Here is an 18,496-nt window from a genome sequence, read left to right as displayed (position 1 = left end):
CTTATCCCGGCGTGACCAAGACGGATGCTCCGGGGCGGGACAACAGGCCTGCCCGGGCGGTGCTCAGGCCGTCATTTTCTGCTTGGTTTCGGCCGGTGTAGCCGCTTCGGCCTTTCGGGCCTTGTCCGCCTTCTTGGCCTTCTTGGCCGCCTTCTTGGCTTTCGCCTTGGCCTTTTCCTTCGCCTTCTTCTTGGCTTTCTTCTTCTTTTCCTTGGCCTTCTGCTTGGCCTTCTTGGCCTCTTCCTCACCCTTCTCCAGGGTCAGGGCGATGCGGCGCAGGGTTTCCAGGAAGCTGGCGCGCTTGTTCTTGGGCAGGGCGGACATGATCGCCTTGTCGGCTTCCGTCGCACCCAGGGCTGCGGCCTCGAGCAGGGCCCGCCCGTCATCGGTGAGGCGCACCGCGTTGGCGCGGGCATCGTCGGGCAGTTTCTCGCGCTCCAGCAGTCCGTTGCGCACCATGCGGGCGACCAGTTCGGCGAGGGTCGAACGGTCAATCCCCGTGATCCGCACCAGTTCGGTCTGGGTCAGGCCTTCCTGCTGGCCGGTTGCGTGCAATACGGCGAACTGACGCTGGGTCAGCTTGGCGCCGGCCATGGCATTGGTGAAACGCTCGGCGGCGAACTGCTGGGCGCGGTGGAGGAGATGACCCGGCGATTCGGCGAGGTCGAAGGTCTTGGCGTCCGTCTTGTCCTGGGACATGGGGCCTCTCCGGTTGTTCGCGAAATCATCCTAGTGCGGATTTATAACGCGAAAATGACATTTGTCCGAGCACGGAATTTCGGCCCTAAGCGTCCGCCGCAGCGTCCTTTTTTGGTTGGTGCTTGAGGATAAGCGGCATCTGCGAGGCCGCAAAAAGAACCGAGAGAACCAGCACACCCAGCTTGGCGTTCGACCAGAAGGCTTCCGACAGTTCCAGCCCCGCAAACCAGCGCGCGCCTTGCGGAACCACACTGTCGGTGATGTGCCGCCACATCACCTCGTTCAGCCCGGCGAGAAACTGGAACCAGATGGCCCAGCGGATCGCCAGCAGCGTCCAGGCCTCCTCGGTCAGCTCGAAAATGTGGCTGAAGAAGATCTTCCAGACATTCTGCCCCAGGGCGAGGCCGATCAGGATCATGTAGGAGAGGAAAAGATTGATGATGGTCGGCTTGATATAGATGAAGATCGGATCGCGCAGCCAGATCCCCATCGCGCCGAAACCCAGCACGATGACCGTGGTGAAGACCAGCATGGGCGGAATGCGGCGCTCGATGCGGACCGACATGATCAGCGCCACCGTGGCGGCGATCATGTAGGCGCCGGTACCCCAGTAGATCGCGTCGGACCCGGCAAGGGCGCGCGCGCCGTTGTAGACCAGGATCCACACCCCGATCGGTCCGGCGTCGATCAGCAGGCGCGAGCTCTGCTCGCCGGTATCTTGGGTCTGGGCCAATTGGGTTCTCCGGTCGGTTACATCACCTGAAGCAATACGAGCCCGCCCGCGAGGCAGATTGCAAGCATTGTCCGCCGCGAACCGAAGGGTTCCTTCAGCACCAGGGCGGCCAGGATCGCCCCGAAGACGATGGACAGTTCGCGAAGGGCCGCCATCGGCGCCACGGGGGCATTGGCGTAGGCGTAGAGTGCCAGCCCGTAGGTGGAGGTGTTGAAGAGCGTGGAGATCAGCGCGGGGCGGGCCTCGCGCCGGGCCGCCGGCCAGAACGCCCGGCCGCGGCGGAGAACCGCGGTGGGCAGGATGGTGACGATCGACAGGGCGAAGAACCAGCCCAGATAGACAAGCACGCGCCCGCTCTCGCGCACGCCGGATGCGTCGATCACGGTATACGCCGCTGTCATCGAGGCCGCGGCGAGGGCCAGCAGCAGAATTCTCAGCTTGGGTTTGCCATTCCGTTCCGGCCAGGCAAAGCCGATCAGGGCGGCGCAGGCGACGGCCAGTCCGGCCAGCTGGCCGATGGAGACTGTCTCTCGCAGGAAGATGAAGGCCGCGACGGCGGCCAGGGCCGGGGCGCTGCCGCGCATCACGGGATAGGCCAGATTCATGTCGCCGTCCTGGAAGGCGGCGATCATCAGCATGTTATAGGCCCAGATCACCGCCGAGCCGGCGAGCAGGAAGCGCCAGACCTCCCAGGGTGGCAGGGGCTGGGTCAGCAGCCATGGCAGAAAAGCCAGGCCGACGAAGGCCAGCGTGAGACCGCGAAAGACCAGCTTGTCAGCCGCCTGCTTGGTCAGCAGGGTCATGCCCGAATGTGCCGCCGCTGAACCGAGCATGGCCAGGGAGGCCGAAAGCGTGACGGCGTCCACCCGCTAGCCGTCCAGCCCGGCCAGCGCCCGGGAGAAGTCGCGGGCCGAGAAGGGCTGCAGATCGCTTTCGCCTTCACCGATGCCGATATAGTGGATGGGCAGCCGGAACTTCTCTGCCACCTGGACCAGGGCGCCGCCCTTGGCGGTGCCATCCAGCTTGGTCATGACCACCCCGGTCACATTGGCCGCTTCCAGGAAGGCCTCGGCCTGGGAGACGGCGTTCGAGCCGACCGTGCCGTCCAGCACCAGTACGACATGGTGCGGCGCCTCGGGCATTTTCTTCCTTATGACGCGGATCACCTTTCTGAGCTCGTCCATCAGCTCGGCCTTGTTCTGCAGCCGGCCGGCCGTGTCGATCAGCACCGTGTCGTGTCCTGCGCGCTGGGCCTGTTCCAGGGCGTCGAAGGCAAGGCCGGCGGCGTCCGCCCCGATTTCGCGCCTGACCACCGGCGCGCCCGCGCGCTCGCCCCAGATCGCCACCTGTTCGATGGCAGCGGCGCGGAATGTGTCGCCGGCGGCGAGGATGGGGTTGCGGCCCTCGCGCTTCAGCTTGACGGCAATCTTGCCCAGCGTGGTGGTCTTGCCGGAGCCGTTGACGCCGACAAAGACGACCACCTGCGGGCTTTCCCCGGTCAGGTCGAGCGGTTTTTCCAGCGGGTTCAGCGTCTCCGCCACCACGTCCGCCAGCGCGCCGCGCACCTCCTCGTCGGTGACTTCCTTGTCGAACCGGTCCTTCGCGAGGCGTCCGGTGACCTGTATGGCCGCGGCGGCACCGAGATCGGCGGCGATCAGCGCATCTTCCAGTTCTTCCAGCGCGGCCGCATCGAGCTTGCGCTTCGTGAAGATCGCGCTGACGCTGTCGCCCAGCCTGGAGGAGGAGCGTTTCAGCCCCTGCGCCAGCCGGGAGAAGAAGCCCGGTTGCTTGTCGCTCATCCGGCAATAACCCCTTGAAGTTCCCGACCGTCATGCCCGCTCACATCGATATCGACAAGGGCGCCGGGGCGCGGGATATCAGCTTGCGGGATGCGGATGCCGGCGAAATTGCCCGCCCGGGCAAAGCCGGGCTTCTCGACGAGCGCCTGGCCCACGCGTCCGATCATGCCGTCGAGATGCCGGGTCAGCGCCTCGTCCGCCTTGGCGCGCAGCCGGTTGGCGCGATCCTTGATCACCGCGCGCTCGAGCTGGGGCATGCGTGCGGCCGGCGTGCCGGGACGCGGTGAGAACGGGAAGACGTGCAGATAGGCCAGCCGGCATTCGTCGACGAGCCGGATCGAGTTCCCGAACATGTCTTCGGTCTCGGTCGGGAAGCCGGCGATCATGTCGGCCCCGAAGGCGATGTCCGGCCGTGCCGCCTTCAGCCGCTGCGTCAGGGCGATGGCATCGCCGCGCAGATGCCGGCGCTTCATGCGCTTGAGGATCATGTCGTCGCCGGCCTGCAGGGACAGGTGCAGATAGGGGGCGATGCGCATCTCCCCGGTCACCGCCTCGAACAGGGCCTCGTCGATCTCGATGGCGTCGATCGAGGAGAGACGCAGGCGCGGCAGGTCGGGCACGTGTTTCAGGATCGCCTGGACCAGGCGGCCCAGCGGCGGATGACCCGGCAGGTCCTCGCCCCAGGAGGTCAGGTCCACCCCGGTCAGTACGACTTCGCTGTGGCCGGCATCGACCAGTGTCTTGATCTGGTCGACCACCTCGCCCGCGGGCACCGAGCGTGAATTGCCGCGACCATAGGGGATGATGCAGAAGGTGCAGCGGTGGTCGCACCCGTTCTGCACCTGGACATAGGCGCGGGCGCGGCCCTCCATGCCCTCGACCAGATGGCCCGCCGTCTCGGTGACGCTCATGATATCGTTGACGCGCACCTTTTCCGTACCGCCCAGCAGGCTGTCCGGGCGGAAGGTCCCGGCCTTGAGCTTGTCGTCATTGCCGATGACGCGGTCGACCTCGGCCATCTTGCCGAACATGTCCGGATCCACCTGGGCGGCACAGCCGGTGACGACGATCCTGGCATCGGGATTTTCGCGCCGGGCGCGGCGGATGTGCTGGCGCGCCTGGCGCACGGCCTCATTGGTGACGGCGCAGGTATTCACAAGGATCGTGTTGGTCAGCCCCTGCTCGCGCGCATGCTTGCGCATGACTTCGCTTTCCCAGGCATTCAGGCGGCAGCCGAATGTGAGAATGTCGAGGCCGTCCCCGGCCGGAACGTCACGCATGGGCGGCGTATCGGCACCGGACGCGGCAGGATTGTCGTCGCGCGCGCTCATGAGGGGCGGATAAGTGGTTGAGCGGCGCCGGATCGTCAAGCTGTGTGGTCAAATATGAGCGGGTGCGGCAAACAGGCGCCGGGCCGCTTCGCCCGTCATGGCCGCCCAGACACCCGTCAGCGCGTGATAGATGTGCCAGTTGGCCAGGCCCAGCGTCGTGGCCTCGCGGCTGGCGCCGATGGCCAGGGAAGCGACTGCGATCAGGATGAAACCGGCCAGCCAGAGAAGGCCCGCGCTCCAGTGGCGGCGGGTCAGCAGGGCGCCACTGGCCGCCAGACCCGCCAGCACGGCGGCGGCCGGCAGTGTCCCGGCCAGCCTGTCCAGGCCGGGAAAGGCCATCATGAAGGCGACGATCACGGGAATGCCGATGCGGATATAGCGCGTGATGCCTGCCGGGAGTTTCACGGCAGTGGCTTTCAGCGCCAGCCCCGTGGCGATCAGGACAAGACCGGCCGCAGCCGCGAAATCCGTGGCGATCCCGTGCCAGACGGACAGCGCCTCGACCTGGCCGCCGGCAAAGCGCAGCGTGCCCACCAGCGCTGCCAGTGCCGTCAGTACCAGTCCCAGCCGGATCATCCGCACCTTGCCGTCGCGCCGGTGCGGCCACAGACGCCACAAGCCCAGACCGGCGCCGATGACGACAAGGAAACCGGTAAGGGCGAAGAGGAGGTCGGTCATGGAGTGTGGGTATCCGTTCTGGACGCTTCCCCCGGACCGCGTCCGGGGGGAAAGCGCTATTCGCCTTCGCCCTCCGCCAGGGCCGCTGCTTCATCCTCGATCCAGGCCAGCATCTTTTCCTCCAGCGCGGAAAGCGGCATGGCGCCGTCGCGCAGCAGCACGTCGTGGAATTCGCGGATATCGAAATCGGCGCCCAATCTCTCCTCCGCCCGGGCGCGCAGGTCGCGCATCAGCAGCTCGCCGGTCTTGTAGGCCAGGGCCTGGCCCGGCCAGGAGATCTAGCGCTGCACCTCGGTGCGTACATTGTGCGGGGCCAGGGCGGAGTTTTCCAGAAGACAGGCCTCGGCCTCCTCCCGGGTCCAGCCCATGTAGTGGATGCCCGTATCGACCACGAGCCGGCAGGCACGCCACATCTCGTAGGTCAGGCGGCCGAACTCCTCGTAGGGCGTGGTGTACAGCCCCATGTCGATGGCCAGGAATTCGGTATAAAGGCCCCAGCCCTCGCCGAAGGCGGTGATATAGGTGTTCCGGCGGAAATCCGGGACGTCCTCGAGCTCCTGGGCGATCGCGCCCTGGTGATGATGGCCCGGCACGGCTTCGTGCACGGTCAGGGCCGGCAGGGTGTAGAGCGGGCGCTGGGAGAGGTTGTAGGTGTTGACCATATAGCCGCCGGCCACCCCGTTCTCCATGTTGCCGGGCCAGTAGCGGCCGGTCGTATAGGTCGGGGCCATCGTGTCGGGCACCGGCCGCACGCCATAGGGCAGGCGCGGCAGATGGCCGAAGAAGCGCGGCATCTGGTCGTCCGCCCGCTTGGCGATCCAGGCGGCGTGCATCAGCAGCTCTTCCGCCGTGCCGGCGTAGAATTGTTCGTCGGTGCGCAGGAAGGCGAGGAATTCCTCGAACGTGCCCTCGAAACCGGACCGCGCGATGACATCGTCCATTTCGGCGCGGATCCGGGCCACCTCGTCCAGGCCGCGCTGATGGACCTCTTCGGGCGAGGTATCCAGAGTGGTGTGGTAGCGCACCAGGGTCCGGTAGAATTCGCGCCCCTGCGGCACCTCGGAAATGCCCAGGCTTTCGCGGGTTTGCGGGATGTAGGTGTCGCGGAAATAGGCGTGCAGGTTTTCATAGGCCGGCCGGGCGGCCTCGTCGATCGCCGCCTGCGTTTCGGTGCGCAGGCGCTCGCGTTCGGCGGTGTCCATCGTCTGCGGCAATTGCTCGATCGGCGCCATGAGAATGCCGGTCAGCGTGTCGGCATCGCTCAGCGATTCGATCTGGGATGCGGCCAGCTCGGCGATCAGGCGCGGCTGTGTAAAACCGTCTTCCAGTCCTTCGTTCATCCACTCGATATTGGCGTCGAAATAGGCCGGCAGGCCGCGCAGGCGTTCGATCCAGGCCTCGGCCTGCTCGACAGTGCGCGGCCGGGTCGAGGAGGCGGCATAGGTGGGGCCGGTGAAAAAGCCGCTATCGTTGAGGAAGGGCGTGCGCGACGTGTCGAAGGGCGCCAGCTCCACGCGAAATCGCAGGATATAGGCCAGCACGTCGTAGGAGGTGCGGTCATTGCGGTCCAGCGCCGTGCGGTCGATGGCCTCCAGGCGCTCCAGGAAAGCCGCTTCCCGCCCGGTGCGGTCCGCCTGGGCCTCGCGCGAGATATCCGGCCACTGGCTCATCGCCTCGATATCACCCTGGCGGGCGCGGCGGGACGGGCTGGTTTCCAGTTCGAAGGCTTCGAAATCCTCGACCAGCTGGGCGAAGGCCGCGCTCGTCTCGCTGTCCGGGGCCGCGGCCGTCTCGGTGCTGTCTGCCGTTGTCGCGGTTTCGGCGGGCGGTTGCGCATTTCCGGGTGCTTCGGCCGGTTGTTGCGAACAGGCCGCCAGGACCAGGATGGATGCGCCGGTCAGAACGGCACGCAAGGCCGGATATGTCATGCAATCTCTCCCCGTCTCGCGCCCTTGCCCGGGCGCGGTTTGGCGCAGGATGGCGCGGCCGGGCCGGAGGGGCAAGCCGCGGATGCGCTCAGCGATAGGTGCGCTCCAGCCCCACCCGTTTTGCGACCATGTTGTCGACAATGCGCTCGGGCAGGAGTTTGGGCAGGGACCAGTTCACCAGCCGCTGGGGCACGATGGCATAGCGGAAGCGCGGTTTCGGCTCGGTCAGCGCGCGGAAGACCCGGTCCGCGATTTTCGACGGCGGAAAGCCCTCCGGCCCGTTCTTGACCATCCAGTTCCGGATCCGCAGCAGCGCGTCGTAAAAGCGTGTCTCGCGATAGGGTTCCGGATCGACGTCCTCGGCCTTGGACCAGATCGGCGTCGCGACCGCGCCCGGTCCGACGACCACAACCTGGATGCCGTAGAGCATCAACTCGCGCCGCAATGCCTTGGATATGCCCTCCAGCGCGTGCTTGGAGGCAGCATAGGGTGCGAGGAAGGGTGCGCCCATCTCGCCGGCTACCGAAGACATCATGACGATCCGTCCCGGTCCGCCCTCAAGGCCCTCGTCGACGCCGAGGAGCGGGCCGAAGGCCTGGGTCACCCGCACTACGCCGGTCACGTTGACATCCATCTGGCTCTGGAACGCCTCCAGCGGCAGGTGGAGCAGCGGTCCGGCCACGGCGATGCCGGCATTGTTGACGAGGCCCTTGAGGGTCTGCCCGTCCAGTGCGGCGCGCACCGTGCCGGCGGCGCGGTTGACGCTGTCTGTGTCCGTCACATCCATGATCACGGGGGTGACGGCCTCGCCGAGCTCGGCGGTCAGGCGCTCGCCGTCTTCTGCTTTGCGCACGCCGGCGAAGACGCGCCAGCCTTCCGCGGCGAGGCGCGTGGCGCAGGCGTGGCCGATACCGGTGGACGCTCCGGTGACAAGGGCGGCGGGTTGGGTGTGGGGCATGAGGGTTTCTCCAGTGTCTCGCCGTGAAGTTAGGGCGATCCGATCCGCCCGCCAATGCGAACGATTCCGAGAAAATCCCCAAAACTGTCGGGATGTTGTCAGCGGTGCGCTTCGCGCCGCGTTGACCCTGACACTTTGGAGCCTATTGTGCTGCACCGAAATAGGCATACAGCGCCGCCGGGGGCTTGGCGGCGGTCCGTCCGGATACCTATCGCCCACCGGATTATAATCGAAAGAGGCTGCCCAATGGCTTCCGACTGGTCTGATCCGCGTCCCATGTCGCCGCACCTGCAGGTCTGGCGCTGGCACGCGACCATGGCGTCGTCCATCCTTCACCGCGCAACGGGTATCGCCAATTATTTCGGCGCCGTGGCCATCTCTATCTGGCTGATCCTGCTGGCCTTCGGCGCGGAGGGCGCGGTCGCCTTCCTGTTCGAGGGCTGGATGGCCTGGGTGACGCGCTTCGCCCTGATCGGCCTGACCTATTCGGTCAGCTATCACTGGCTCAACGGCCTGCGTCACCTGGTGTGGGATTTCGGCAAGGGCTACGACCCGGACGGGTCCAATCTGCGCTCGATCCTGATCATGATCGGTGCGGTGGTTCCCACCGCCCTTCTCTGGCTGAACCTGGGAGCGTGAGCATGACCGATTATCGCACCCCCGCCGCCAAGGTGCGCGGCCTCGGCGCTTCCGGCCATGCCGCGAAACACTGGATTTCCCACCGCGTCTCCGCGATCGCGCTGTTTTTCCTGGCACCGGTCTTCGTGTGGATGCTGGCCATGTCCGGTGCGCCGGATCCGGATCTCGCCCGCGCCTTCTTCGCCTCGCCCGCCGGCGCCATCGTGACCCTGCTCACACTGACGGCCGGCCTGTCGCACATGCGCACGGGCATGCTCGAAGTGATCGAGGATTATATTCACAAGCCCTTCACCAAGACGGTTCTGGTGCTGGGCAACACGTTTCTCGCGCTGGGCCTGTGGCTGGTTTCCGCCTTCGCCCTGTTGAAGCTCGCTCTGTAACGGACACGAAACACGATGGCCGAATACACTTGGATCGATCACACCTATGACGTGGTCGTTGTCGGCGCCGGCGGCTCGGGCCTCCGTGCCGCACTCGGTGCCTCGCAAGCCGGTCTTAAAACCGCCTGCATCACCAAGGTCTTCCCGACACGCTCGCACACCGTGGCGGCGCAGGGCGGGATTTCCGCCTCGCTCGGAAACATGGGCGAGGACGACTGGCGCTGGCATATGTACGACACCGTGAAAGGGTCGGACTGGCTGGGCGACCAGGACTCCATCGAATATCTCTGCCGCAATGCTCCGGCCGCCGTGTACGAGCTCGAGCATTGGGGCGTGCCCTTCTCGCGCACCGAGGACGGCAAGATCTATCAGCGCGCCTTCGGCGGCATGACCCGCAATTACGGCGAAGGCCCGGTGCAGCGCACCTGTGCGGCCGCCGACCGGACCGGCCACGCCATCCTGCACACGCTCTACGGCCAGTCCGTGCGCAACGAGACGGAATTCTTCATCGAGTATTTCGCCCTCGACCTGATCATGGACGAGGACGGCGCCTGCCGCGGCATCACCGCCTGGAAGCTGGATGATGGAACGCTGCACCGTTTTCGCGCCCAGACCGTGATCCTGGCGACGGGCGGTTATGGCCGCGCCTATTTCTCCGCCACTTCGGCGCACACCTGCACGGGCGACGGGAACGCCATGGTGCTGCGCGCCGGCCTGCCGCTGCAGGACATGGAATTCGTGCAATTCCACCCGACCGGCATCTACGGCGCCGGCTGCCTGATCACCGAGGGCGCACGCGGCGAGGGCGGCTATCTCACCAATTCCGAGGGTGAGCGTTTCATGGAACGCTATGCGCCGTCGGCCAAGGACCTGGCCTCGCGCGACGTGGTCTCGCGCTCGATGACGATGGAGATTCGCGAGGGCCGCGGTGTGGGCGCAGGCAAGGACCACATCCACCTTCACCTCGATCACCTGGACCCGGATATCTTGGCCGAGCGCCTGCCGGGGATCTCGGAATCGGCGCGCATTTTCGCCGGGGTGGATGTCACCAAGCAGCCGATCTCGGTCCTGCCGACCGTGCACTACAATATGGGCGGCATCCCGACGAACTATCACGGCGAGGTCCTCACCAAGGTGGGCGACGATCCCGATGCGGTCGTGCCCGGTCTGATGGCTGTCGGCGAAGCTGCCTGCGTCTCGGTGCACGGCGCCAACCGCCTGGGCTCCAACTCGCTGATCGACCTGGTGGTATTCGGCCGGGCGGCCGGCCTGCGCGTGGGCGAAACGGTGAAGCCCGGAGCCGGCCAGCCCGAGCTGAAGGCCACGGACGGCCAGAATACGCTGGACCGCCTGGACAAGTACCGCAACGCTTCCGGCGGCACGCCGACGGCGAAGCTGCGCCTGGAGATGCAGCGCTCGATGCAGAACAACTGCGCCGTCTTCCGCACCGGCGAGGTGCTGAACGAGGGCGTCGAGGCGATCAAACAGGTCTATTCCGGCATGCCGGACATCGCCGTGACCGACCGCACCATGATCTGGAATACCGATCTCATGGAAACCCTGGAACTGGACAATCTCCTCTCCCAGGCCGCCGTGACGGTGAACGGCGCGGCCAACCGCGAGGAAAGCCGCGGCGCCCATGCCCGCGAAGACTTCCCGGATCGCGACGACAAGGAATGGATGAAGCACACCCTCGCCTGGTGCGACGAGGCCGGCAATGTGAAGATCGACTACCGCCCGGTGCACACCTACACGATGTCGAACGATATCGCGTATATCGAACCGAAGGCCCGGGTGTACTGATCGATGGCCGCAACCGCCGGATATTCGGGGACGCCCCTGCCCAGGAAGCTCGGTCTGAAGGACGGGCAGGCGGTGGCGTTTCTCGGCTTGCCGGCGGAACTTGACGACCTGCGCTCGGCCGCGGTGTTCACCAGCGCCCAGGAGACGGCCGAACCCGGCGACGCACTCGATTTCGTGCACTACTTCACCAAGGTGCGCGCGGACTTCGAGACCGACCTGCCGCGCCTGCGGGCCGCGATCCACCCGGCCGGCATGATCTGGGTTTCCTGGCCCAAGAAGGCGTCGAGAGTGCCGATCGACATGACCGAGGACGTTATTCGCGAGGTCGCCCTGCCGATCGATCTGGTCGATGTGAAGGTCTGTGCCGTCGATGATGTCTGGTCGGGCCTGAAACTGATGATTCCGCGCGACAAGCGCGCCGTGAACTGAACGAGGACCCGAAATGGTTCAGCTGACACTTCCCCGCGGTTCCCAGCCCAAGAAGGGCAAGACCCATCCCAAGCCGGACGGGGCGGAGAATACGCGCACCTTCCGCATCTACCGCTACAATCCGGAAGAAGGCGGCAATCCGACCTGGGATACCTACAAGGTCGACATGGACGATTGCGGGCCGATGGTCCTCGACGCCCTGATCTGGATCAAGAACAATGTCGATGCCTCGCTGGCCTTCCGCCGCTCCTGCCGCGAGGGCGTGTGCGGGTCCTGCTCGATGAATATCGGCGGGCGCAACACCATCGCCTGCACCTCGGGTATCGACGAATACAAGGGCACGATCACCATTTCCCCGCTGCCGCACCAGCCGGTGGTGAAGGACCTGATCCCGGATCTGACGCAGTTCTATGCCCAGCACGCCGCGGTGAAGCCCTATCTCAAGACCGACACGCCGGCGCCCGAGAAGGAATGGCGGCAGAGCCCGGAAGACCGGGAAAAACTGGACGGGTCCTACGAGTGCATCATGTGCGCGTCCTGCTCGACGGCCTGCCCGTCCTATTGGTGGAATGGCGACAAGTACATGGGGCCGGCCGCGCTGCTGCAGGCCTATCGCTGGCTTGCCGACAGCCGCGACGAAGCCAAGGGCGAGCGCCTCGACGATCTGAACGACCCGTTCAAACTCTATCGCTGCCACACGATCATGAACTGCACCCAGGTCTGCCCGAAAGGTCTCAACCCGGCCAAGGCGATCGGCGAGATCAAGCAGATGATGGCCGAGCGGGAAGGGTAGGTTTCCTGCTGCCTCTGGCATTCTCGGTCGCGAGCGACTAGATTATCTCCCGGAGTGAGGACGAGCCTTCCGGCCCGCCCTCTTTCCTAGATCATGATGAAGACCCGGAACCGTACTTGCCAGGTGGTCCGGGTCTTTTTCATGTCCAGGGTGACGAAAAGCGGAAAAATCCACATCTCACCACCTCCGGTTCGAGAGCGAGGCTGTCGCCACAGCCGGGGTGGCCTATCCTCCCCGGGTGCGCCGCTGGCCCGGCGCTGCTACTTCCGCTCCCAAATCGAGAGCGGACAGGCTAGCACAAATGCAATCAAAAGTCGCAATTCTGGGACTTGCGCCTATTTTCCCCAGGCCACCCGCTCGCAGATCCCGCGGAACATCTGCGTGACCTCGGCGTCCGTGCCGTCATCCTTGCCGATCGTCATGGGGCGGCCGTATTTAAGGCGGTATTTCGAGCGGCGCTTGTCGATCAGGCCCTGGAAGACGGTCATGTCCTTCAGCTCCTCGCTGATCTGGGCTAGGGCGTAGTAGAGGAAGGGCATGCGCTGGCGTACGGCGAGGGGGATGACCGGGGCGTCGAACTTGCGGGCCAGGCTGATCGCGGTGGGGTGCCAGGGCCGTTCCTTCAGGCCCCATTGCTTCCAGCTCCATTCCGACATGCGTCCGGAGGGGAAGATCACAAGGCAGCGCTCCTCCCTGAAGGCGGTCATGGCCCGGCGTAGAAGGTCCCGGCTCTGCGTGCGCGAACGCTGGTAATCGCGCCATTCCACCGGGATGACCCGCTCTTCCAGCCCCGGACAGACGCGCAGCGCATCGGCATTGGCGAAATAGACCAGGTCCGGCCGGCGCGTCTTCAGCGCGTCCCACAGGGCCAGCCCGTCGGCAATACCGCCGGGATGATTGGCCACGACCACGCAGGCGCCGGTTGCGGGCACATGGTCGAGGCCTTCGGCATCGACCGTAAGGTCGAGATAGTTCGATGCCCAGTCGAGACAGTCCGTTCCGCTCAGCGCTCCGATCGAATCGGCCATCGCCACGGCCCGGCGATACCCCAGCATGGGATAGCCGATCGCCCGGATCAGCGGCCAGAGCGGTGTTCCGATCAGTTTCGGGGCGCGTTCCTCGATCAGCGCATCGACGATGTGCCGGGCCCGATCGAGGCCCGGTTCGGGCGTTTCGGTCATGACGCCAAACAAGCGCCGAACCGTCTGCCGCGCAATCGGAAAACGCGGATGCGGCCTGTATGGTTACCGCATAATTTACGAATTGGCCCGCCGCTTGCGACGGCGGTGGCATGGATTAACCCCTTGTTCACGAACGGGACACGCCATGACCGCCACGACCGCACTGCCCGCCGGCGAAATCCGCAAGCTGACAACGCGCCGCACGCGCGTCCAGGACGATGTGATCGCCGACTATCTCGGCCTCGTCGTCCGCCCCGGCGACCGCACGCTGCAGATCGGCGCCAGCGATCTTGGGGCGGTCTGCCTGCAACGCGGTGCCCGTCACGAGATCGTCGCGCCGGTCTCGGCGATCGAGGCCCTGCAGGCCGTATGCGACAGGCGGGCGATACCGGCCGATGCGCTGCGCGGCGGCCTGGCGGCCCGCACCGACGGGCATGAGCGGCCCATCGATGTGGCGATCTTCGGCCCCGAAACCGGTTTCCCGGCCATGGCGGCGAACTGGCGCCACGTCTCCTCCTCGATGCGCGAGGGGGGCATTCTGGTTCTGCTGGGCGCCGATCATGGCGCGGCTGCCCGTCTGGCGGACGCGTTGATAATGGACGAGGCTTGGGTACTGCAGGAACGCATGTGCGGCGACGCCGCCGTGTTCCGCAAGGCGTCCGACGCCGACAATGTCCGGACACTGCAGACCCTTTCCGCGGCGGGGCGTCCCGGCCGCCGTCCGCGCGGTGTCCGGCGCGGGCCGATCGCGGCCATCGTCCGGCGCCTGTTTCCGCGCCGGCCCCGGAACAAGGCCCGCGCCACGGGTTGAGCGAAGGCGATTCGCTCAATCGTTGATATGGGTTGTCGCAAAACTTTCACTGAACTTGTATCCAGCGGTCACGGTTGCGCACTACCCCGGCTGCATGACCGCACGTGACGCCATTTCCGGATTTGCCGCACTGTCGCATCCCGTTCGCCTCGCCCTGTTCCGCACCCTGTGCAACCAGGCGCCGCAACGGGCCTCGGCGGGCGAACTGGCGCAGGGTTTCGATATCCCGCCCTCGACCATGACCGGTCATCTGCAGACATTGGAACGCGCCGGCCTGATCAAGGCGGAGCGCCGGTCGCGCTTCATGCTGTACTCGCTCAACCCGGAGGGCACACGCCGCCTGGTGCGCTATCTGGTCGACGATTGCTGTCATGCACGCCCGGAGCTGACCGGGACCGACGAGGATGCGGCGAATGCCGCGGCCCTCATGCAGGCCTCCTAGACACGTCCGGTCCCGCGTGCGCCGTGTCCGCAACCGGCGCCGAGCGCAACGAAAAACGCCCGGCCGAGAAGGACCGGGCGTTTCCCTGTGCCAGATGCTGCCGCTAGAAGGGCAGTGCGTAGGATACGGTCGCGGTTTCGCGTTCCAGATAGTCGCGGTCGATTTCCGTCTGCACGGAGAGCGACAGCGTCGAGCCGTTCCCGTAGCTGCGTTCGACGCCCAGGCCGGTCTCGATCCACATCGTGTCCAGCGAGATATCGCCGGCCGCACCGAAGGTGACCGACGGGGCATCGCTGAAGGCCGCATTGTAGCTCTCGCCGCCATCGCCCATTTCCTGGGCGACACCGACATAGATCATCGGCCGCCAATTGCCGGCGTCGAAGTCCAGCGTGGCTCCGAGCCGGGCAATCACGCTCTCCACGTCCCGCGCCGCGATGTCGAGACCGGCGCTGCCGCCGACGGTCTCGACCGCATCGAAGTCGAAGGAGGCGAACTCCAGGCTGGCCGTCGGAATCAGGCGGAAGCCGGCATCCGGGGCGGTGGCGAGATAGTCGAGCACGATACCGCCGCCGATGCTGTCACCGGCCAGGTCGGCACCGGACGCGGTGGTCAGGCCGCCCAGATTGACCTCGCGCTGGGCGTCGCTTTCCAGGTCCGCCATATTGATATGGCCCGACAGGCTCAGGCGCTCCCCGCGATAGCTGGCGAAGGCCGAGATCTGCGAGGTTTGCGAGTCGGCGGAAATACGGCCCAGCGAGGCAGGGCCGTCAGCTTCGGAATCGGCGAAACCGACCGCCAGGCCACCGGACCATCCCGGGGCCAGGCCGGCTTCGAAGCCGAGCAGGGTGAAATGGCCCTGCACGTCGGCCCGGTCGGTACCGTAGATCAGCGCTGCGGTGCCGTGGATCATGCCGATATCGCCGAACAGGCGGAAACCGTTGTCCGCGCCGCCGGCGCTGTCATCGCCGCCGCTGAACACATTGCGGAACAGCGATTTCGCGCCGCCCATAGACTGGGTATCGGCGAGGCCGTTGGCATGCCGCTCGGCCGAGGCCAGCGCCATGCTGAGATCCGTGGCGCCGGCGCCGAAGCGGCCGCCCAGCTGGCCCATCAGGGCCGAGTTGAGGGCGTTGACGTGCAACCGCGCGGTACGGTCGAACATCACCGCCTCGTAGGGCGACATCGAGTCCAGGGCCAGAGACAGATCGTCGCCGGCGAGCAGGTCGAGCGGACCGTAGATGTCGGCCAGGGCTGCATAGTCGGTGTCCCGGGCATCGTCGAGCGCGTCGGCCAGATTGACCTGGAAGAAATTGGTGAAGGTCGCCTGCGTCGCGAAGGGCAGGGCGTCCAGCCGGAACGAGGCCTGACCGGCCGAATAGGTGACCACCGGGGTCAGCACGCCGGGCATGTCGAGTACCGTGTCGAACGTGCCCACCGTGGTTCCTGCAACGGTCAGGAAGGTGCCGCTGTCGCCATAGCGGGGCAGCGCCCCGCCCAGCGGCATGAATCCGACGGCGCCGGCGAGCGAGGCATTGCCGAACACCAGAAGGTGGTCGCTCCCCGCATCGTCATACTCGATCAGCAACCGGCCGGCGGACGCCTGCACATAATCGCCGTCGAGCGTCAGCGTGCCCGTTCCGGCGCTGGAGCCGGGGTTCACTGTGCCGGCGATGTTGAACAGCGTACCGGGCTGGTAGAGGCCATTGCCGAAAAGCAGGTTGGGCTCGAACAGGAGAATGTCGCCGGACCCTGTCAGCTCCCCGCCCCACAGGACGAGTTCGCGTGAGCCGAGGAGGCCGTCCACATTCAGCGATCCGTCGAACACCTCGACATTGATATTGCTGAACAGCGACCAGTCGCTGGCGATGTCGAGCGCCGCACCGGCACCGCGGATGTTCAGCTTGTCGATCTCGACATGCATATCCAGCGTGGTCGTGCCGGCGGCATCGAGCGTGACCTCGAAGAACTGGGCCGGATTGGCGAAGGCCGTGCCGATCGCGCCGAACGTGTTGTTGGGTACGAAGCCGGTCGAGCCCGGCCCGGACGCAACGCCCAGGCTCGCCGCGGAACCCGACTGGGCCAGCGGATCGGACCGGCCCGCATCGGCCAGCTGGCCCGACGCGTCGGCGACGACGCCGGATGCTGTCAGATCGGTCGTGGCCGGGCCGGTATCCATAACCGGCGTGGCGGTCTTGCCGCCAGTAGCCGCCTGGGCCGGAGCGGACGCGTCATCCATCACGAGGACGGCTTCGGCCTTGTCGTTGCTGGCGGCCTGCGCCGGGTTGCGGCTGGCGATATCGCCCGTCGCCGAGAAGCCGGGTGCTTCCGCGGAAGCAGCATCGTCGCCGGTATCGTACTCGCCGACCGGCGTGTCGAAAACCACCCCTTCGGTCGGACGGCGGCCGTCCAGGCCTTCGGCCGGCGTGTCCGGCAGGCCGTTCACGATCTCCCCGCCATCATAGATGAAATAGTTCGGATCCATCGTCTGGACCCAGTGCTCCGGATCGCTCCAGACGCCGTTCCCGGCGACCGCCGAGACATACTTGTAGGGGTTGTTCTCGGAAATGAAGTCATGAACCGTGAACAGCGGGTTGTAATAGCTCACTTCGCCATAGGACTGGCCCGCAGCGTGGAAGAAGCCAGGGATGAAACCGCCCGACAGCACGCCGAGGATCAGCGGCTGGTCGTGGATGTTCATCGCCATCAGCGGACCGCCGGAATCGCCGCCGGCCGTTGCCACTTCGTTGGGCAGGGCATCGCCCGGGAAATAGTCGATGCTCGGCCCGGGCAGGATGACCGTGTCGCCATCCATGAAGACGCCGGAGGAACCGTCCCAGTCGTCGCAGGAAATGCTGTTGGGCAGGGCGAAGAGCGGATCGGCGCCGCGCGTGCATTCGCCCGTCCGGTCCGGCAGGTCGAAATCGGTCCAGTAGAGCAGCTGGTTGTCGGACGGTGCGGGCGATCCCGCGCCTTCGTTCTGGGCCAGTGCCTGGAAGAAATCGCTCTGCGAGGCCAGAAGACCCAGCATGTTTTCGCCGGCGCGGCGCTTGCCATTGATGCTGCCGGCGTCGGTAGAGCCGGCATGGAAGGTGCCGTAGCCGATCTGGTTGACCAGGACGCCCTGTTCGAACACGTCGCTGGGGATGGGGCTGAACAGCATGGAATAGGTGGGCAGCGTATAGAGCGGATCGAGCGTGGCGATCATGGCCACGTCGGCGGCCGGGAAGGGAAACCCGTCGATCGCGCCGTCCGGATGCACGATGGCATCGATGCCGAAGGTCAGGCCGTTAAGATCGTCGACGAATTGCCGGTCGGTGCCGATCCAGTTGAACAGCGGTACGAAAGTGTCCGGGCCGTAGGCGATGATCGGAACGGTGCTGCCGCCGAAACCATAGTCTTCCGAGCTGCGCGAATTCAGGCAGTGGGCCGCGGTGAGAACCGTGCGCGCATTCACCATCGAACCGGTGCAGTTGAAGAAGATGCTGCCGGAGGCCTGGTCCCACATGAAAATCTGAACCACGCCATCCCAGCCGGCGGCGAAGGCCTGGGAACCGCCATCGCCGACATCGTCCCGGTAGGGAATCGCCCCGGCCGGCGTGATGGCTGTCGCCGCGCCGGCCACGGCGAGCGCAACGGCGGATGCGGTCGTGGACAAGGCCTTGCGCCACGAGCGCGGGTTCGGATTTGCGTGTGTCATTTTACCCCTCAATCGCAAACCAGGCGGTTTCGCCCGTTTCCTGGTTCGGCAAGAAAACCACAACTCGGCCTCAACGGATAGTTGTTCTGCAGCCGCCGGGAGCGAGCGAATATCAGCGTTGCACACTTCCCACACCGGCCGGGCGCTCGACAGCCCGGTCCGCGCATACTAAGTCACCCGCGAGACAGGCGGCGC

The 18,496-nt window shown here is 66.0% G+C and carries 16 protein-coding genes and 1 pseudogene; 7 read left to right on the top strand and 10 right to left on the bottom strand.

What is annotated here, in order from left to right; all coding sequences use genetic code 11:
• Window positions 1-63: 63 nt before the first annotated feature.
• The 8 genes and pseudogenes from Q1U94_RS10475 to Q1U94_RS10440 all read right to left on the bottom strand — a co-directional run bounded on the left by Q1U94_RS10475 (window position 64) and on the right by Q1U94_RS10440 (window position 8,126).
• Window positions 64-699 (bottom strand): MarR family winged helix-turn-helix transcriptional regulator, encoded by a 636-nt coding sequence (locus tag Q1U94_RS10475; RefSeq protein ID WP_300544225.1) that lies wholly within the window; start codon window positions 697-699, stop codon window positions 64-66.
• Window positions 700-784: 85 nt separating this feature from the next.
• A complete protein-coding gene (locus Q1U94_RS10470) occupies window positions 785-1,432 on the bottom strand; it encodes a septation protein IspZ (protein ID WP_300544223.1) in 648 nt (215 codons plus the stop codon).
• Window positions 1,433-1,449: 17 nt separating this feature from the next.
• A complete protein-coding gene (locus Q1U94_RS10465) occupies window positions 1,450-2,298 on the bottom strand; it encodes a DMT family transporter (RefSeq protein WP_300544221.1) in 849 nt (282 codons plus the stop codon).
• 3 nt (window positions 2,299-2,301) lie between these two features.
• Window positions 2,302-3,231, bottom strand: a complete 930-nt coding sequence (ftsY, locus tag Q1U94_RS10460) for a signal recognition particle-docking protein FtsY (RefSeq protein ID WP_300544219.1) — start codon at window positions 3,229-3,231, stop codon at window positions 2,302-2,304.
• Window positions 3,228-4,562: a tRNA (N(6)-L-threonylcarbamoyladenosine(37)-C(2))-methylthiotransferase MtaB gene (gene mtaB, locus Q1U94_RS10455; RefSeq protein ID WP_300544217.1), complete on the bottom strand. Its 1,335-nt coding sequence runs from the start codon at window positions 4,560-4,562 to the stop codon at window positions 3,228-3,230. Before mtaB ends, ftsY begins: the two co-directional genes overlap by 4 nt.
• 48 nt (window positions 4,563-4,610) lie before the next feature.
• Window positions 4,611-5,240 carry a hypothetical protein gene (locus tag Q1U94_RS10450; protein WP_300544215.1) on the bottom strand — a complete coding sequence of 210 codons (630 nt, stop codon included), beginning with the start codon at window positions 5,238-5,240 and terminating at the stop codon, window positions 4,611-4,613.
• A gap of 56 nt (window positions 5,241-5,296) precedes the next feature.
• Window positions 5,297-7,168 (bottom strand): annotated as a pseudogene (locus tag Q1U94_RS10445) (DUF885 domain-containing protein).
• 88 nt (window positions 7,169-7,256) lie between these two features.
• Complete coding sequence (locus Q1U94_RS10440; protein ID WP_300544213.1) at window positions 7,257-8,126, bottom strand: SDR family oxidoreductase; 870 nt, start codon at window positions 8,124-8,126, stop codon at window positions 7,257-7,259.
• A 246-nt stretch (window positions 8,127-8,372) separates the two neighbouring features.
• Here Q1U94_RS10440 and sdhC point away from each other — a divergent pair, with 246 nt between their 5' ends.
• The 5 genes from sdhC to Q1U94_RS10415 are packed head-to-tail and all read left to right on the top strand — an operon-like array spanning window position 8,373 to window position 12,170.
• Window positions 8,373-8,765: a succinate dehydrogenase, cytochrome b556 subunit gene (gene sdhC, locus Q1U94_RS10435; protein ID WP_300544210.1), complete on the top strand. Its 393-nt coding sequence runs from the start codon at window positions 8,373-8,375 to the stop codon at window positions 8,763-8,765.
• Window positions 8,766-8,767: 2 nt separating this feature from the next.
• Complete coding sequence (sdhD, locus tag Q1U94_RS10430; protein WP_300544207.1) at window positions 8,768-9,145, top strand: succinate dehydrogenase, hydrophobic membrane anchor protein; 378 nt, start codon at window positions 8,768-8,770, stop codon at window positions 9,143-9,145.
• Window positions 9,146-9,160: 15 nt separating this feature from the next.
• The gene (sdhA, locus tag Q1U94_RS10425) at window positions 9,161-10,948 is read left to right on the top strand and encodes a succinate dehydrogenase flavoprotein subunit (RefSeq protein ID WP_300544205.1); all 1,788 of its coding nucleotides are present in this window, start codon (window positions 9,161-9,163) and stop codon (window positions 10,946-10,948) included.
• 3 nt (window positions 10,949-10,951) lie between these two features.
• Window positions 10,952-11,377, top strand: coding sequence for a DUF3052 domain-containing protein (locus tag Q1U94_RS10420; RefSeq protein ID WP_300544203.1), 426 nt, complete (start codon window positions 10,952-10,954; stop codon window positions 11,375-11,377).
• Window positions 11,378-11,390: 13 nt separating this feature from the next.
• Window positions 11,391-12,170, top strand: a complete 780-nt coding sequence (locus Q1U94_RS10415; RefSeq protein WP_300544201.1) for a succinate dehydrogenase iron-sulfur subunit — start codon at window positions 11,391-11,393, stop codon at window positions 12,168-12,170.
• A 335-nt stretch (window positions 12,171-12,505) separates the two neighbouring features.
• On the opposite strand, the gene Q1U94_RS10410 is transcribed toward Q1U94_RS10415, so the two are convergent.
• Window positions 12,506-13,351, bottom strand: a complete 846-nt coding sequence (locus Q1U94_RS10410) for a 1-acyl-sn-glycerol-3-phosphate acyltransferase (protein ID WP_300544198.1) — start codon at window positions 13,349-13,351, stop codon at window positions 12,506-12,508.
• Between the two features lie 145 nt (window positions 13,352-13,496).
• Between Q1U94_RS10410 and Q1U94_RS10405 the strand changes: the two genes are divergently transcribed.
• Together Q1U94_RS10405 and Q1U94_RS10400 are read left to right on the top strand one after the other, a co-directional pair.
• Window positions 13,497-14,162 (top strand): hypothetical protein, encoded by a 666-nt coding sequence (locus Q1U94_RS10405; protein WP_300544196.1) that lies wholly within the window; start codon window positions 13,497-13,499, stop codon window positions 14,160-14,162.
• Between the two features lie 94 nt (window positions 14,163-14,256).
• Window positions 14,257-14,604: a metalloregulator ArsR/SmtB family transcription factor gene (locus Q1U94_RS10400; protein ID WP_300544194.1), complete on the top strand. Its 348-nt coding sequence runs from the start codon at window positions 14,257-14,259 to the stop codon at window positions 14,602-14,604.
• 103 nt (window positions 14,605-14,707) lie between these two features.
• On the opposite strand, the gene Q1U94_RS10395 is transcribed toward Q1U94_RS10400, so the two are convergent.
• On the bottom strand, window positions 14,708-18,301 hold the full coding sequence (locus Q1U94_RS10395; RefSeq protein WP_300544192.1) for an autotransporter domain-containing protein: 3,594 nt from the start codon (window positions 18,299-18,301) through the stop codon (window positions 14,708-14,710).
• Between the last annotated feature and the right edge of the window lie 195 nt (window positions 18,302-18,496).

Origin of the sequence: Maricaulis sp. (assembly GCF_030149515.1) — a bacterium.
Taxonomy (GTDB): Bacteria; Pseudomonadota; Alphaproteobacteria; order Caulobacterales; family Maricaulaceae; genus Maricaulis.
The sequence above is the reverse complement of the archived record's forward strand: the minus strand, read 5'-3'. Positions and strand labels throughout refer to the sequence as shown.